Source organism: Niabella digestorum, assembly GCF_036409055.1.
In the GTDB taxonomy this organism is placed as follows: domain Bacteria; phylum Bacteroidota; class Bacteroidia; order Chitinophagales; family Chitinophagaceae; genus Niabella; species Niabella composti.
Genome location: NZ_JAZGLY010000009.1, coordinates 121,670 through 138,392 on the forward strand (window position 1 = coordinate 121,670; position 16,723 = coordinate 138,392).

The window sequence follows — 16,723 nt, forward strand, 5'->3', positions numbered from 1 at the left end:
TACGTTTTATAGCATCGCCCGATAAATTTATGAATAACGGCACTCGAAGATGGATTATTGCTTCGATGTGGTATTTTTAAATATTGCGTAACCTTCTATTGCAAGCCCTATAAGAATTACAATGGGAGCAATGGTGATGCGTCGGGTACTATATACTTCATGCGCATTAAATACAGCCGGGTCATCGCTTTTTCCTCCGACCATCAAAAGCATGCCCAGAGCAATAACAATGGCTCCGATGAGCATCCATACATAATTGCTTTTGCCAAACATTGCTGGGGGTATGTTGTTTTCAGCCATTTTTGTCGGTTTAATATGTTGCAATATTAGGATTGTTTTTCAAAATAAATGTTAGATTTTCATTAATATAGGTCGTCCAGCTTTTTCTTCAGGTATTTCAAGGCGCTGGTATGAGTGCTGATAAGGGTTATCAGAATACCCAATACCATCATGCCCAAGAACAGAAAGGTCAGTTGTGTATTGTTTTGTATCACGCTCAGCTCGGGAATCATTTTTTTAGCTGCTCTGATTACCAGTAGCACAGCTATAATGGCAATGGCCCCACTAATAGCACCGTTAATAATAGCCCTTATATCCAGCGGTTTGGTGATAAACCAGCGGGTAGCACCTACCATTTGCATGGTTTTGATGGTAAATCGGTTGCTAAACATAGCTAGGCGAATAGTATTATCGATGAGTACAATGGCAGCCAAAAGCAATATCAATGACAGGCCCACCAATACCCAGTTTACTACTTTTATTTTACTATCCAGACCACCTACCAGCAGTTCAGGATACTTCACTTCGGTGACATAGGTCTGTTTTTCCAAATCTTGTTTAATATTCAAAAGTGTATCCGGGTGTAAGTACTCCGATTTTACCTTAAAGTCAATGCTTTGGGGCAGTGGGTTTTCCGTTAGAATGCCTTCCCAGCTTTCATTGCCATCGGCTAGATACCGGGCTTTGGCCATTTCTTTGGTAGTAAATATATATTCTTTTATGTAAGGCTGAGCGGCAATGTAGTTCACCAGGTCAGCACTGTCTGATTTTGCCAATGGTTCGCGTAGGTACACATTCACTTCTACTTCTTCCTTAAAATGTTCTCCCAAAGTACGGGTATTAATCACCAGCCAGCCTATCACCCCTAGCAGAAAAAGCACTAGGGTTACGCCCAAAATACTCATAAAGTATGAAGCTTTACCCCTTTTTACTGCTTTTGTTTTTTTCGACATAATGGTACCTTTTACTAAAATACTACAAGACTGGCAAATTTAGGGTATTCACACCTACAATGCTTAAATTTGCCGCCATGCAAAAAGCAGGTACTAATTTATGATACAAAATGCCTGTTTTTTGTAGAATAAGGCAATAGGGACAAGGTTTGGGATAATACCTTTTTGTCGCATGATTGGTATAAAATTAATTCAATAAATAGTGATGGAGTACGATTTTAGTTCGATAGAGAAGAAATGGCAACAGATTTGGAAAGAAAACAATGCTTATAAGGTTGCCAACGACAGCAGTAAGCCCAAGTATTATGTGCTGGATATGTTTCCTTATCCTAGTGGAGCCGGCTTGCACGTAGGACATCCGTTGGGCTATATTGCCAGTGATATTTATGCTCGCTATAAAAGACTGAAAGGATATAATGTGCTGCACCCCATGGGCTATGATGCCTTTGGTTTGCCGGCCGAGCAATATGCTATCGAACACGGCATTCATCCTGCCGTTTCTACGGCAAAAAATATCGAAACATTTCGCAGGCAGCTGGACAATATCGGTTTTTGCTACGACTGGAGCCGCGAGGTGCGTACGAGCGACCCCAAATATTACAAATGGACACAGTGGATTTTTCTACAGTTATTCAAATCTTTCTATAACAGACAAAAACAGAAAGCCGAGCCGATTACCGAACTGATTAAGGCTTTTGAGCAGGAAGGGAACGCCAATCATCCTATTCCTAACGATAAATATCAGATTCCGGGAACCGGAGGCACCACCTTCACTGCTGAACAGTGGCAATCATTTGATGAAGCCACACAGCAATCTATTTTAATGGAATACCGATTGGCCTATTGCGGCTATGGCGAAGTAAACTGGTGCGAGGCTTTAGGAACCGTACTGGCCAATGATGAGGTGGTAAACGGGGTGAGCGAACGTGGCGGCTACCCCGTAGTGAAGAAAAAATTGCGGCAGTGGTATCTGCGTATTACGGAGTATGCAGATAGATTGTTGCAGGGTTTGCAAACCGTAGATTTCAGCGATGCGATGAAGGAAATGCAAACCAACTGGATTGGCAAAAGTTATGGTGCTGAAATCACCTTCAAAATTAAGAGTACACAATCCAAGGTAGACAGCTTTGTGGTGTATACCACCCGTCCTGATACCATTTTTGGGGTGGACTTCTGTGTACTGGCACCTGAGTTGGATTATATTCTGGATATATGTTCCGAAGCACAAAGAGCTGAGGTAGAAGCATACATCGCCTATGTAAAAAGCCGTAGTGAAAGGGAGCGTATGTCGGAAAAGAAAATCACCGGCGCCTTTACCGGAGCGTATGCTATTAATCCCTTTAACGGCAGGGAAGTGCCTATTTGGATCAGTGAATATGTGTTGGCTGGCTATGGAACTGGCGCCGTAATGGCCGTTCCTTGTGGCGATGAGCGCGACTTTAAGTTTGCCCAACATTTCAATATTCCTATCACCAATATTATCGGCGAGCATTTTAACGGGAAAGAAGCTAATCCTACCAAGGATGCCGTGCTAAGCAACTCTGGTTTTCTGGATGGCGTACCTATGCGCGAGGCTATGGAGAAAGTGATTGAAGAAGTAGAAAAGCGTGGTATCGGTCAGCGTAAAGTGAATTATAAAATGCGTGATGCCGCCTTCAGTCGTCAGCGTTATTGGGGAGAGCCTTTCCCGATTAAGTGGGTCAACGGTATCGCTTACCCTCTGGATGAAAAAGAATTGCCGCTGACCCTGCCTGATGTGGAATCTTATAGTCCGGGTCCTGAAGGACAAGGTCCTCTAGCAAATATTCCGGAATGGATAGCCCAAAATCTGGAAACCAATACTATGCCCGGTTATGCTGGTTCTTCTTGGTATTTCCTGCGCTATATGGACCCTCACAATGAACAGGAGTTTGCAAGTCGCCAAGCAACCGATTACTGGAACCAAGTAGATCTGTATATCGGTGGTACCGAACATGCAGTAGGCCACCTATTGTATAGCCGCATGTGGACTAAAGTGCTGTACGATTTGGGCTATATTGGTTTTGATGAGCCGTTCAAGAAATTGGTTAATCAGGGAATGATACAGGGCAACAGCCGCTTTGTATATCGTATTCATGGTACTAACCAGTTTGTATCGCATGGCTTGATTGATAAGGACGGAACTTATCAGGGTAACACCCTAGATAAAATACATACAGATGTAAATATCGTCGACGGTTATGAATTGGACATCGAGGCCTTTAAAAAATGGCGCAACGGAGAGTTTGCCGATGCAACCTTTATCCTGGAAGATGGCAAATATATATGCGGTAGTGAAATTGAAAAAATGTCCAAATCGAAATTCAATACCGTAAATCCTGATGATCTGGTAGCCAAATACGGTGCAGATACTTTCCGCATGTACGAAATGTTCCTGGGTCCGGTAGAGTTAAGTAAACCTTGGGATACAAAAGGGATTGAAGGCGTTCACCGCTTTTTAAAGAAATTGTGGCGTTTGTTCTATAAAGAAAATGCAGATGGAACATCCACAGCCATCTGGAAAGACGAAGCGCCTACACCGGAAGAGCTCAAGGTATTGCATAAAGCAATTAAAAAAATTGAAGAAGATACCGAGCGGTTCAGCTTTAATACAGCTGTAAGTACGTTTATGATTCTGGTGAATGAGCTAACCGATTTAAAGAGCCATAAAAAAGCGATTTTGGAACCATTGCTCATTATGCTCACGCCTTATGCACCCCATATAGCAGAAGAACTGTGGCATGCTCTGGGCAACACTACGTTTGTATTGGATGCGCCTTATCCTAAGTTTGAAGAGAAATATGTAGTGGAAACCAGCAAGGAATACCCCATTTCCATCAACGGTAAGATGCGCACTACTATGAATATTTCATTGGATGCGGAGCAGAAAGATGTGGAAGCACTGGTATTGGCCAATGAAGTGGTGAAAAAATGGATTGAGGGTAAGACGCCTAAAAAGATCATTTATGTAAAGAATAAAATGATCAACATTGTGGTGTAAGTGAAAATTGCTCAAACGGTTTATATAGTTAATCTGGTCATAGTTGAAACCGTTCTCTGATATAGGGGACGGTTTTCTATTTTTTATTTTCCTAAATCGAACATTTTTTGTTTAACTTTAAAGGAGCATTGGATGTTGATATGAGCTAGCCGTGAATGAGCTGTTGTCTTAAACATTGACGTGATTATTGTGAAAATCGAAGTAGTCTAGTAAACGTTTTAACGATTGGCTTGCATGCGCTTTTATACAAAGCGATTCAATATTTCAAAACCTAAATAACATTACCATGTCAATCAACATCGTAGATCTTGTAAAAAACTACATTTCGCAAGACCTTATCTCCAAAGCCAGCTCATTTCTGGGCGAAAATGAAGGTGGTGTCTCCAAAGCGCTTTCGGGTTTAATACCATCCGTTCTTGGCGGTATTATTTCAAAAGGTACCGCATCGGAAAGCAGTGCACAACAGTTGCTGGATGCTGCTAAAGAAGCTAACAATACGGGATTGTTAGGTAATCTGGGTTCTTTATTTGATAATCAAGATTTGTTATCGAAAGGTTCTGGCTGGGTTGGTAATCTTTTTGGAGGACAGTCCAATACCCTAGTAGACCTTATATCCAAATTTGCCGGCATCAAATCTTCCTCTTCTTCTTCGTTGTTAAATATGATTACGCCTTTAATACTAGGATTACTAGGAAAAAAGGCGCAGGATGACAATTTGAATGCAGGAGGATTTTTAAATTTACTTGCTTCACAAAAAAATAATGTACTCAGCGCATTACCTACCGGCTTAGGTACTATTGCGTCTACTTTAGGCTTGGGAGCTATTGGCGAATCGGCTAAAGCAGCAGTTGAAGGATTACAGAATACCGCATCATCGGCCTATAAAAATGTAGAAAGTGGTGGAGGCAACAAGTGGTTATGGCCATTGTTGATACTTGCTGCATTGGTTTTGTTGCTGTGGTGGCTATTAGGGAAGGGGTGTAATCAGAATGTAGAGGGTAATGCCATTACTGAAGATACGGCGGACGCTGCAGCAGAACCGGTAACTGCCGGAGGAACACTCGATACGGTTACAGGCAATTATATCTACGATGTGGGACCGAATATAGAGATCAAACTGCCGGACGGTACGGTATTGAATGTGGGCGCTAACAGTACCGAAGCTAAATTATATAAAATGCTTACCGACGATGCATTTACCGTGGATACAGTAAACAAATCTGCTAACTGGATAGTGCTGGATCGTGTATATTTTGAAACCGGTAAATCGATACTTACTGCCGAATCTGCCGCACAGGTAAGCAATATTGCTACAATTCTTAAAAACTTCCCTGCCGCTTCTATTAAATTAGGGGGGTATACCGATAATACGGGCGATGCTCAGGTTAATAAAAAAGTATCTGCCGAAAGAGCTAAAATAGTAGCGCAAGAGTTGATCAAAGCGGGAGCCACAGCCAATCAGGTGGTTGAAGCAGAAGGTTATGGCCCAGAGTTTCCGGTATGTCCGGCAAATGATACTCCTGAATGTCGCGCACAGAACAGAAGAGTGGATCTGAAAGTAGCTACTAAGTAAAACTTACAAACCCAATCTAATACTTAAGCCGCAACCTTTGAGGGGAGCGGCTTTTTTTTATGGGAGCAGATGACGGTGACGTATCAGCATCATGTATCATTTTTTTATAAACCTTATACTGCAAATCCTAGTTATCTTTGACGAACAATGAGCAATCCTAATTTAAATAGAGATAAAGAAGGGCTGAGTGCTGCAGACAGGGAATTTGAAAATACCATACGCCCTGCTCATATACAGGAATTTGCAGGGCAGCCCCAGCTGATAGAAAATCTTACCATTTTTATCAAGGCTGCAAAAATTCGGGGTGAGGCGTTGGACCACATATTGTTTCATGGGCCTCCCGGGTTGGGAAAAACTACTCTATCGCGCATTGTAGCCAATGAATTGGGGGTAAACATTAAGGAAACCAGTGGTCCGGTTATCGAAAAGCCCGGCGATCTGGCAGGACTGCTTACATCATTAGAGCCGAACGATGTATTGTTTATCGATGAAATCCATCGTTTGAGTACGGTGGTAGAAGAGTATCTGTATGCAGCCATGGAAGATTATCGATTGGACATACTTATTGATAGCGGCCCTAATGCCCGCAGCATTCAATTATCCTTAAATCCTTTTACACTTATCGGGGCTACCACTCGCAGTGGATTGCTCACGGCGCCATTATTATCTCGATTTGCCATAAAATCTCGTTTGGAGTATTATCCTGTAGATACGCTTCAGAAAATAGTAATGCGCTCTGCAAGTATACTGGATGTGAAGATCGATGAAAGGGCTGCCCGTGAAATAGCTGCCCGTAGCCGTGCTACGCCACGTATTGCGAATGGCTTATTACGTCGCGTACGAGATTTTGCACAAGTGCTGAACGATGGAGTGATAGATTTGGGTATTACCCAACATGCTTTAAAAGCATTGAATGTAGATGAATACGGGCTGGATGAAATGGACAATCGTATTTTGCTTTGTATTATAGAAAAATTCAAAGGAGGTCCGGTGGGAATTAGTACCATTGCCACTGCGGTTGGTGAAGAGCCAGGCACCATTGAGGAAGTATATGAACCATTTTTGATACAGGAAGGTTTCTTACAACGAACTCCACGGGGTAGAGAGGTAACGGCTAAAGCATATGAGCATTTGGGAAAGAAACCGGGTGCAGGAAGTGGGGTGACTTTACAATTGGATTTTTAATAAAAAGCCCGGGACAATGCCCGGGCTTTTTTATGTATAAATAATTTTTACGGATGTACCACGAGTCGGAATCCGTTACCATGGATATTCACGATCTCTATTTTATCATCGTCTTTTAAATACTTACGCAGCTTGGCTATGTATACGTCCATACTACGTCCGTTGAAGTAAGTGTCGCTACCCCATATTTTTTTCAATGCTTGTTCACGAGGCAACAGGTCGTTCAGGTGTTCTGCCAGCATTTTCAGTAGTTCGTTTTCTTTAGGAGAAAGTGTTTGTGTACGACCGTTGAAAGTTAGCTGACGCAACTTGGGATTGAAATGATAACCCGCTAGTTGGTATTCTTTATTTTCGTTTTCCTTATTGAGTTCTTCATTGCGTTTTAGAATGGCCTTAATCTTCATTAATAACACTTCACTATCGAAAGGCTTGGTAATATAATCGTCAGCGCCCAGTTTGTATCCCTGAATAATGTCTTCTTTCATAGTTTTGGCACTGAGGAAGAACAGCGGAACATCCGGATCGATATCACGAATCTCTTCCGCTAGTGTAAAACCATCCATATGGGGCATCATCACATCGAGCAGGCAGAGATCAAATTTCTCTCTCTGAAACGCTGCCAGACCTAATCGACCATCCCTTTCCAGCGTAACATTGTAATCGTTCAACTCTAAATAGTTCTTTAAAACGTTACCCAGATTAGGATCATCTTCGCATAATAGGATGTGTGGTTTATTTGCTTCCATTATTTTCTGTTTTGTATGATACTTTGATTACAAATAAAGTTAATGCTTTTTAATGCATTAAAAAACGGCAACCAATTTTTTGTTAAAAGATTAGTACGTAATTATATATAACAGATTTCTTGCAGTTTAGTTTAATTTGTAATAAAAGGTATTTCAATTATTTTTATCTTAAGGAAAATTTTTTTACATGGCAAATACAGCAAAATTTTTGGAAACGGTAAATACCGGTTATACATTCAAAGGCGAAAGCTATAAAATGGGGCGTGCCATGCTAAATGGCGAAGTAGTAGAAGGTGCCGATGTATATCTTCCTTTTAAAACACTGAACCGTCATGGACTCATTGCCGGTGCTACCGGTACCGGTAAAACCAAAACCTTGCAAGTGCTAGCCGAGGGTCTCAGCGATGCCAGTATACCAGTAGTGTTGATGGATATAAAAGGCGACCTGAGCGGAATTGGAGCTGCCGGTGAGATGAATGATAAAATTACAAGCCGCAGTCAGCTGTTGGGAATTGATTTCAAACCGCAAGCATATCCTGTCGAATTTTTAACATTAAGTAAGGAAAAAGGAACTCGCCTACGTGCTACGGTGAGCGAGTTTGGTCCTATTCTGCTTTCTAAAATTCTGGAACTGAACGACACGCAAGCCGGTTTTGTATCCATGATTTTTAAATACTGTGATGATAACAAATTGCCCCTACTGGATTTAAAAGATTTTATAAAAGTACTACAATATGTAAGTGGCGAAGGCAAAGCAGAGCTGGAGAAAGACTACGGAAAAATTTCTACCACCTCTACCGGTACTATTTTAAGAAAGGTGATTGAGCTGCAACAACAGGGAGCCGACTTGTTTTTTGGCGAAAGAAGTTTTGATGTGGAAGATCTGATGCGTATCAGTGATGACGGACGTGGTATTATCTCGATTGTACGCGTAACAGATTTGCAGGATCGTCCGAAGTTGTTTTCTACCTTCATGCTGCAAATGCTAGCCGAGTTATATGCTTCTTGTCCGGAAGAAGGAGACTTGGACAAACCCAAGCTGGTATTGTTCATAGATGAAGCGCACCTAATATTCAATCAAGCCAGTAAAGCGTTGTTGGATCAAATTGAAACGATTGTAAAGTTAATTCGTTCAAAAGGTGTTGGAATATTCTTCTGTACACAAAATCCTATGGACGTTCCGGCGCCGATACTGGCACAGTTGGGATTGAAGGTGCAGCATGCGCTGCGTGCCTTTACAGCGGCTGATAGAAAAGTGATTAAGCAAACTGCAGAAAACTATCCTTTCTCAGAATTTTATAAAACCGATGAATTATTAACGCAGGTGGGTATCGGTGAGGCGCTTGTAACCATGCTGAATGAAAAAGGAGTTCCTACGCCACTGGTACACTGTATGCTGCGCGCTCCGCAGAGCCGTATGGATGTGTTGACCGACTCGGAAATAGATGCAATTGTGAGTCGTTCTAAAATTGCGGCGCGCTATAATGAGGAGATCGATAGCTACAGTGCCTATGAAATTCTGAATCAAAAACTAGAACTAGCGGCAGAAAGAGCAGCGGCTCTGGAGCAACAGAAGCAAACCGGTCGCACACAGCAGAAACCTGAAAAAACTATTTTGGATGATCCTATTGTAAGAAGTATGGCGCGTACTGCTGGTAATACTATAGTGCGTTCATTACTTGGCGCCATCGGCCTTAGCGGTACTCGTAGAAAAAAGAGCAGCTGGTTTTAAACGGCTGCTCTTTTATTCGGAAATGCTGGCGTTGTGATTATCTTCTCCCAGATCCAGCTTTGCTTGCGGAAGATCTTTAGGTTTTTTGTAATGGAGCAATTCGCGCATTTTCTTTGCCTGTGCGAAGAAATTATCTTTACCGGTGTGAAGTTGTTTTGTAGCTTCTTCATATTTGCTACGTGCGCTTTCCAGATACTTGCCAACAGTTTCTAGACTCTCTACAAAGTTCACCAGCTTTTCATACATTTTTAACGCACGGTTGGCAATTTCAAGACTGTTGCGATCATTACGTTCGCGCTTCCATAAATCAGCTAACAGCTTTAGTGCGGCAATTAAGTTAGTAGGACTGATTAAAAGAATTCTTCTGTCATAGGCATATTCCCATATGCCAGGATCACCTTTTAATGCTGCAAAATAAGCAGCTTCATTGGGGATGAACATCATCACAAAATCCATCGACTTGTCATAATCATCATAAGCTTTGATATGTAGTTCATCAATATGAGCTTTTACGGAGCGGATATGTGCCATTAGCTCTGCTTCTTGGGTGCTTTCATCTTCCGCTTCGGTGTATCGGATGAATGCACTCAGAGAAACCTTGGCATCGATAATTACATGACGATTGTCGGGATACATTATCAAGGCATCGGGACGCATTTTCTTGCCAGTTACGGCGTTGATTAAGGGTTGGCCGTCTTTATCGTACAACTGATATTCCATAAAGAACTCTTCGTTCTTTCTCAGCCCCGATTTTTCTAAAATATTTTCTAGAATCAGTTCTCCCCAACGCCCCTGTGTTTTAGATTCGCTTTTCAATGCACGCGTAAGATTCTGTGCTTCCTTACTTAGCTGCTGATTCAGCAGCATTAAATTTTTGATTTCATTTTTCAAAGAATAACGCTCATTGCTTTCCTTACCATAAGTATCCTGAACCTGTTTCTTAAACTCTTTGATATTTTCGCCTAAAGGTTCGAGAATGTTTTTGAGATTTTCTTTATTAAGCTCCGTGAATGTACTGACTTTGGTTTCGAGAATTTTATTAGCAATGTTTTCAAACTCGGTTTGAAATTTTTTATTTAAAGCTTCGATTTCGTTTTTCTGAATTTCCAATTTCTCTTTCAAAACATTGTTTTCAGCTTTGGCTGTAGTGAGTTGTTGCTGCAACTGCACGCATTCTTGTTGTAATTGTTCATGTTGATTTTTGGTTCGTAGGTACTCATTGTTTTTTTCAATTAAATTCATTCGTGTAGTATCATACACAGCTTTCACCGAGGCTAATTGCTGACGGTAATCGTCCAGCTCTTTTCTGATAACGAATATTTCTTCTTTTAAGTTATGGTTGTCCTGAAGTCTTAATTGCAGATTGGCTTCAGCAGCTTGAAGCTTCGAGTCGGAGCTGGCCTGGAGTGCGATGTACTGATGTTCCAATTCAGCATATTTTTGTTGTGCGTTTTCTGCAATACGTAGCTGTTCTTGTACTGCTGATCTTTTGGCAATCAACCATCCGATTAAAATACCAACTATTGTTCCTGCTAGAATATAAATGAGAGCTATTGTGTCCATACTATTTTGTAAGATTGCTTTAGTGCAAATTAGGAAAACCCCTTCACCTTTGACAGTAAAATAAGTTGTATTGAGATTTTTAACGTTTTATAAGAGGTGCAAGACGACAGCAGGCTTACCTGGAGCGCTGCTTTATTGGTAGCTGATTGTAGGTGCATGCTGTGTAGATAATATTTTTCTAAAACATTTCTATAAGTAGTTTTACAGGTTAGTAATCTGATAGAATGTGGATATCGTGAGCAATATGGAGGAGATCATTCCATAATATCAGAAATGACGCATCAGGAATGTAGGAGCATTGTCTAGAAAAGATCGGCATCACTAATAATAAGATTTGTTTTCCCCTATTTGGTATGGGTTTACAGAATCTTTGATTATGCGTTCGAATAAGAGCATACTTATTTCAAGTGCTTATCAATTGTAATAAGAGTGAAAATATTATAGTGCTATCAGTAATTTTTTTAATTTCAATAAAAAAATTCAGTGTCCATGAAAGCTGTGATTATTGGAGCTACAGGAGCTACAGGGAGTGCATTGGTACAACTGCTCTTAGAAGATGAAACTTTTTCAGAGGTAAAAGCACTTGTGCGACGACCTTTACAACAACAACACCCCAAGCTAATCACTCGAGTGATCGATTTTAATCAGCCTGAAAAGTGGCAACACGAAGTTACCGGCGATGTAGCATTTTCTTGTTTGGGTACTACATTGAAAGATGCCGGGAGTAAAGCTGCTCAGTATAAAGTGGATTACGAATATCAGTATGCTTTTGCAAAAGCAGCTAGAGATAATAATGTGCCTTATTTCATGCTTATTTCTGCCAGCATGGCAAATCCTAAATCACTGGTGTTTTATTCTCGCATGAAGGGACAGCTTGAGAAAGCTGTTACTGCTCTACATTTTGAACATTTGATAATTTTTCGTCCCGGATTACTATCTCGACCTGATACGCAAAGAAAAGGCGAAAAAATTAGCGAGAGTATTGTGAAGTGGCTGAACAATGTCGGACTGCTTAAGAATATGAGTCCTTTACCTGTAAGGCAATTGGCACAGCTCATGCTACATTATGCAAAAAATAAATTTGCCGATTCTATTCAAATTGTTGAATCGGCAAGAATATTAAGCGAGGTAAAAATGTTGTCTTAATCTTTTAACTGTTTAAGGACTTCTTCTTTTGTAATGTACCCCGTGTGTGACCAGATGCGCTTATTGTTTTGATAGATATGCAGTACAGGAAGCGCATCTATCTTCAATGCTTCGCTTAGTGCGGGATTGGCATCAACATCAATACGCACTACTTTTACTTTGTCGCTCATGTTTTTGGATATTTCATTGATATAGGGCTCCATTTTTTTGCAGGGAGCACACCACTCCGCATAAAAATCCACCAGCACTTTTTTCTCAGAGTTAATAACGTGCTCAAATGCCTCAAGTGTTATACCTTCCGATACGGATGTTTGGGTGTCCGTATCTATCGGAAGGTTGGCAGCTTTCCATTTTAGAATGCCTCCATTCAGTTCGTATACTTCTTTAAAACCCTGTTCGCGTAATTGCTTTGCGGCAGCTGCACTCCGTCCTCCGCTTAAACAATACACAAAAACTGGAGTTTCTTTGTCCATTTTAGCAACTTTGGAGGCAAAAGATGGATCATTCCAATTAAAATTGACGGCGTTTTTTAAATGCCCTTTTGAAAACTCATCAGGTGTACGTACATCTAATACAATGGCAAAAGGAGATTGCGTAAGTTTCTCCGAAAACGCTATAGGTTCTAGGCTGGGAGTAGTATTATTAGCCTGTCCATTGGCGCAGCCTGTAAGCCCAATGCTGTACCCTATCAGTACTATTAGGATAAATTTTTTCATATTTCTTTAAGTTAGTGTTTCTGCAATAATGGAAACAAAGTTAATGAGCCGGCGCCACCCATAGCTACTCTTATCAGAATCTTAACGATTATCGTTATAAATCTGTACTTTAAAGCACTGCATCTTATAACTTTGGGCACATAAACGGTGTAATATGGCAATGACCTGGAACAATTGTTTTTCTTCCAAGCGATACGGGATTGAGTACACTACTCGCGATGTACGTAGTGATTTTGAGCGCGATTGGGACCGTATTGTTTTTTCAAGCCCTTTCAGGAGACTGCAAAACAAAACACAAGTGTTCCCATTGCCGGAAGAGGTGTTTGTGCATAATCGTTTGACGCATTCTCTAGAGGTTGCTAGTGTTGGACGTTCACTGGGGGGATTAATTGGAGAGCAGATTGCTCAGCTTCCAGAAGTGAAAGTAGATGAAAGAGCCGTTACATTTTACAATAACGATCTGAAATATGTTATTGCCGCCGCCTGTCTGGCTCATGATATGGGTAATCCAGCTTTTGGACATTCAGGCGAAGATGCTATATCCAAATATTTTAAGAAAAGAGATACCCAGAAACCAGAGGATATTGCCTTCAAAAATTTGTTTAATGATGCGGAGTGGAAAGACCTTACTACATTTGAAGGAAATGCCAATGCTTTGCGTATTTTAACCATGCAGCAGCATGGTCGTATTAAAGGTGGGTTCAGGCTTACCTACAGTACACTAGGTTCCATCATTAAGTATCCCTGCGAATCACTTGCATCAAGCAAGGATTATGTGCATCGTAAAAAATATGGATATTTTAAAATTGATGAGCAAGTGTTTCTGGATATTGCAGCAGAATTACATATGATTCGGGATGAGGGAGAGGACAAGATAGTGTACAAACGGCATCCCTTTGTTTATATTGTAGAAGCAGCGGATGATATTTGTTACAATATTATCGATTTTGAAGACGCTCATCGATTAGGATTATTATCTTATGAAGAGGTGCGTGATAGCTTTTTGAATATTATTCAACATCATACTAGTGATTTAGAAAGAACTAAGAATATTGCAGCCAATCTTCGGAATGATCCCAATGAATCCATAGCTTATTTACGTTCTAAGGCTATTAATGTACTTATTTATAAATGCACAGAGGTTTTTATCCAAAATCAACAAGCTATCATCTCTGGAGCGTTTGATAAAAGCTTAATGAGTGCTTTACCCGAAGGTGTACAGAAGGCTATGCGGCACATTGCTGAAGTATCTGTAGAGAAGATATATAATGCACGCAAAGTAGTGGAGTTAGAAATTGCAGGATACCGTATAATGAGTGGACTAGTGGAGGATTTCGTAACGGCAGTATTAACTCCCGCGCATGCAAGAGAAAAGGAGCATCAAAAAATACTGGAGTTGATTCCACAACAGTTTTTGTTTCAAGAAGAAGAGACTCCTTATCAAAAAGTAATGCACGTGCTGGACTTTATCTCGGGTATGACCGATTTATACGCATTAAAATTATATAGAAAACTAAGAGGAATAGAAATGTAAGTAGTACATGTATTAAAATGCTATATAGTTGTTTTATTAACATCAGTTATTGATAGCAGCAAGATTTGCTTATCTCATTCGTTTATATAAAGAGATGATATGGCTAAAAAGTACTTACGGAAATATCATAGCTTTCTTAAGTTTAAAAGAGACTTTACAAGGTATAGTCTAAAAAAAGTACGAAGCCATGAAGTGGTGTTATTTTGGCTGAAAAGCCATATGAGCCGCAATCAGTTTTTGATATTGTCTGGTATTCTGGTAAGTATTACCGCAGGATTCGCGGGGGTACTATTGAAATGGCTAGTGCATACAATTCATAAATTCATTACTACAAAAATTCATTTTGAATATCAAGTTGTATTTTATTTAGTTTTCCCATTTTTGGGAATTGTACTCACTACGCTTATCGTTATTTATTTTTTCAAAGGTCAGTCACGCAAGGGCATAGGCTCCATCCTCTATTCCATTGCTCAGAACTCGAGTAATGTATCGCCTGTAAAAATGTATTCTCAGGTGATACAAAGTGCAGTTACTATAGGGTTAGGAGGTTCAGCAGGATTAGAGAGCCCTATTGCAGTTACAGGCTCTGCCATAGGGGCCAACTTTGCAACAACGTATAAACTAACGTATAAGGAACGCACTTTGCTGCTCGCTGCTGGCGCTACGGCAGGTATTGCTTCAGCCTTTAATGCTCCTATTGCAGGAATCATGTTTGCCTTTGAGATTTTATTAACCGGTGTGGTATTTACCGATTTTATTCCTCTTGTTGTAGCTGCTGTTTGTGGTAGTTTGGTATCTAAAATTATTTTGCAAGAGGATGCTTTATTTCAGTTTCATGCTCGTTCTTCCTTTAATTACATGAATACCCTTTACTATATTGTACTGGGATTGCTGACGGCATTTTATGCCCGCTATTTTTTATTTATATCCAAAAAGGTAGAACATTTTTTTTCTCATCGTCTAGGAGCATCCTTAATTAAAAGGGCTGTTGTGGGAGGTATATTGTTATCGCTGCTATGTGTGTTATTACCTCCGCTGTTTGGCGAGGGTTATGAGGCCATTAAAGCGTTGGTAGACGGGGAAGAGGAAATTCTTATAGAAAACAGTTTTTTGCGTTATTTTCCGGTAGATAATATTACCCTGATTCTTTTTCTTGCCTTCATATGTTTGCTCAAGGCGTTTGCAACGCCTATCACATTATTCGGAGGGGGAAATGGGGGTAATTTCGCTCCTTCGTTATTTGCCGGTGGTACATTGGGGTTTTTATTTGCACAGGTGTGCAAAATCATCGGTTTTGAAAATGTACCAGAATCCAACCTGGTACTTGCCGGTATGGCCGGTGTGATGAGCGGTGTACTATACGCACCACTTACAGCCATATTCTTGATTGCAGAATCCAGCTGGGGGTATGATTTGTTCATACCGCTGATGATTGTGTCGGTAATCTCTTTCTTAATTGCTAAGCGCTTTTCGCCCATGTCACCCGAACTTAAAAAATTGGCAGATGAGGGTAAAATTTTTACAGCCGAACACGATAAGAATTTATTGTCAAGAATCAAGGTAGTCGATATGGTAGACCGTACATCAGTGGTTATACGTGAAAATGCCAGTTTTGCCGAACTATTGGAGTTAGTGAAAACTACTAGTAAAAATATATTCGCAGTAGTAGATGCATCACATCGACTTCTGGGAGTAATTGCTCTAGATGATATACGTCCGGTCATGTTTATGTCTGATCCACAGCATACAGATATTCGTACATTCGTCAAGTCACCCCCCGTTGTAATTAAGCTAAAAAATGATATGCCCAAAGTGATTCGAAAATTTGACGAAACCGGTGCTTGGGATTTACCAGTGGTAGATGCGGAAGAAAAGTTTCAGGGCTTTATCTCCAAATCCACAATTCTTACACATTATCGACAATTGATGCAGGATTATTCAGAATGATAAAATATAGGTTAACTAATCAGGAATATTAATTCTATTTCCTTTATCTTGTGAGTAAATACTGAGTTTGTTTAAAATGTCATATAATAAATGTGTTGACAGGTTTAATTATGTTGAATGAATAATGTAGTATTTTGTTAAGTATTGAGAGAACGTTGCTTATTGGTATCTTGTTATATTATATAGGCTGTCAAATACTAATATAACCTAAGTTGCTAGTTATGTAAAGAAGTAAAAAAGAAAGCATGTTTATAATAATTTTGGATTACCACATCTAAAATATATAAGCCATGCTTTCCGATAGTAAAATTATAGCTCTTTATTGTATAG

12 protein-coding genes are annotated in these 16,723 nt (G+C 40.2%); 7 read left to right on the forward strand and 5 right to left on the reverse strand.

The genetic code is table 11. From position 1 onward, the window contains the following. Positions 1 to 54: 54 nt before the first annotated feature. Together V2H41_RS13315 and V2H41_RS13320 are read right to left on the reverse strand one after the other, a co-directional pair. Entirely contained in the window at positions 55 to 300 is a 246-nt protein-coding gene (locus V2H41_RS13315; protein WP_330975659.1) for a DUF3098 domain-containing protein, read from the reverse strand. Positions 301 to 362: 62 nt separating this feature from the next. Next, entirely contained in the window at positions 363 to 1,232 is an 870-nt protein-coding gene (locus tag V2H41_RS13320) for a cell division protein FtsX (RefSeq protein WP_330975660.1), read from the reverse strand. Between the two features lie 205 nt (positions 1,233 to 1,437). Here V2H41_RS13320 and leuS point away from each other — a divergent pair, with 205 nt between their 5' ends. The 3 genes from leuS to ruvB all read left to right on the forward strand — a co-directional run bounded on the left by leuS (position 1,438) and on the right by ruvB (position 7,009). Continuing rightward, positions 1,438 to 4,251: a leucine--tRNA ligase gene (gene leuS, locus V2H41_RS13325; RefSeq protein WP_330975661.1), complete on the forward strand. Its 2,814-nt coding sequence runs from the start codon at positions 1,438 to 1,440 to the stop codon at positions 4,249 to 4,251. Positions 4,252 to 4,537: 286 nt separating this feature from the next. Next, complete coding sequence (locus V2H41_RS13330; protein ID WP_330975662.1) at positions 4,538 to 5,824, forward strand: OmpA family protein; 1,287 nt, start codon at positions 4,538 to 4,540, stop codon at positions 5,822 to 5,824. 147 nt (positions 5,825 to 5,971) lie between these two features. Next, positions 5,972 to 7,009: a Holliday junction branch migration DNA helicase RuvB gene (ruvB, locus tag V2H41_RS13335; RefSeq protein WP_330975663.1), complete on the forward strand. Its 1,038-nt coding sequence runs from the start codon at positions 5,972 to 5,974 to the stop codon at positions 7,007 to 7,009. Positions 7,010 to 7,056: 47 nt separating this feature from the next. Here the strand turns inward: ruvB and V2H41_RS13340 are convergent, their stop codons facing one another. After that, positions 7,057 to 7,755 (reverse strand): response regulator transcription factor, encoded by a 699-nt coding sequence (locus V2H41_RS13340; protein ID WP_330975664.1) that lies wholly within the window; start codon positions 7,753 to 7,755, stop codon positions 7,057 to 7,059. Between the two features lie 187 nt (positions 7,756 to 7,942). Here V2H41_RS13340 and V2H41_RS13345 point away from each other — a divergent pair, with 187 nt between their 5' ends. Then, entirely contained in the window at positions 7,943 to 9,487 is a 1,545-nt protein-coding gene (locus V2H41_RS13345; RefSeq protein WP_330975665.1) for a helicase HerA-like domain-containing protein, read from the forward strand. Between the two features lie 12 nt (positions 9,488 to 9,499). On the opposite strand, the gene V2H41_RS13350 is transcribed toward V2H41_RS13345, so the two are convergent. Next, positions 9,500 to 11,050, reverse strand: a complete 1,551-nt coding sequence (locus tag V2H41_RS13350) for a DNA recombination protein RmuC (protein ID WP_330975666.1) — start codon at positions 11,048 to 11,050, stop codon at positions 9,500 to 9,502. 489 nt (positions 11,051 to 11,539) lie between these two features. Between V2H41_RS13350 and V2H41_RS13355 the strand changes: the two genes are divergently transcribed. Next, positions 11,540 to 12,196, forward strand: coding sequence for an NAD(P)H-binding protein (locus V2H41_RS13355; protein ID WP_330975667.1), 657 nt, complete (start codon positions 11,540 to 11,542; stop codon positions 12,194 to 12,196). Here the strand turns inward: V2H41_RS13355 and V2H41_RS13360 are convergent. Continuing rightward, positions 12,193 to 12,912, reverse strand: a complete 720-nt coding sequence (locus V2H41_RS13360; RefSeq protein ID WP_330975668.1) for a thioredoxin domain-containing protein — start codon at positions 12,910 to 12,912, stop codon at positions 12,193 to 12,195. The genes V2H41_RS13355 and V2H41_RS13360 overlap by 4 nt on opposite strands. Before the next feature lie 154 nt (positions 12,913 to 13,066). On the opposite strand from V2H41_RS13360, the gene V2H41_RS13365 reads away from it, so the two are divergent. Continuing rightward, complete coding sequence (locus V2H41_RS13365; RefSeq protein ID WP_330975669.1) at positions 13,067 to 14,446, forward strand: deoxyguanosinetriphosphate triphosphohydrolase; 1,380 nt, start codon at positions 13,067 to 13,069, stop codon at positions 14,444 to 14,446. A gap of 99 nt (positions 14,447 to 14,545) precedes the next feature. Next, the gene (locus V2H41_RS13370) at positions 14,546 to 16,393 is read left to right on the forward strand and encodes a chloride channel protein (RefSeq protein ID WP_330975670.1); all 1,848 of its coding nucleotides are present in this window, start codon (positions 14,546 to 14,548) and stop codon (positions 16,391 to 16,393) included. Positions 16,394 to 16,723: the final 330 nt, after the last annotated feature.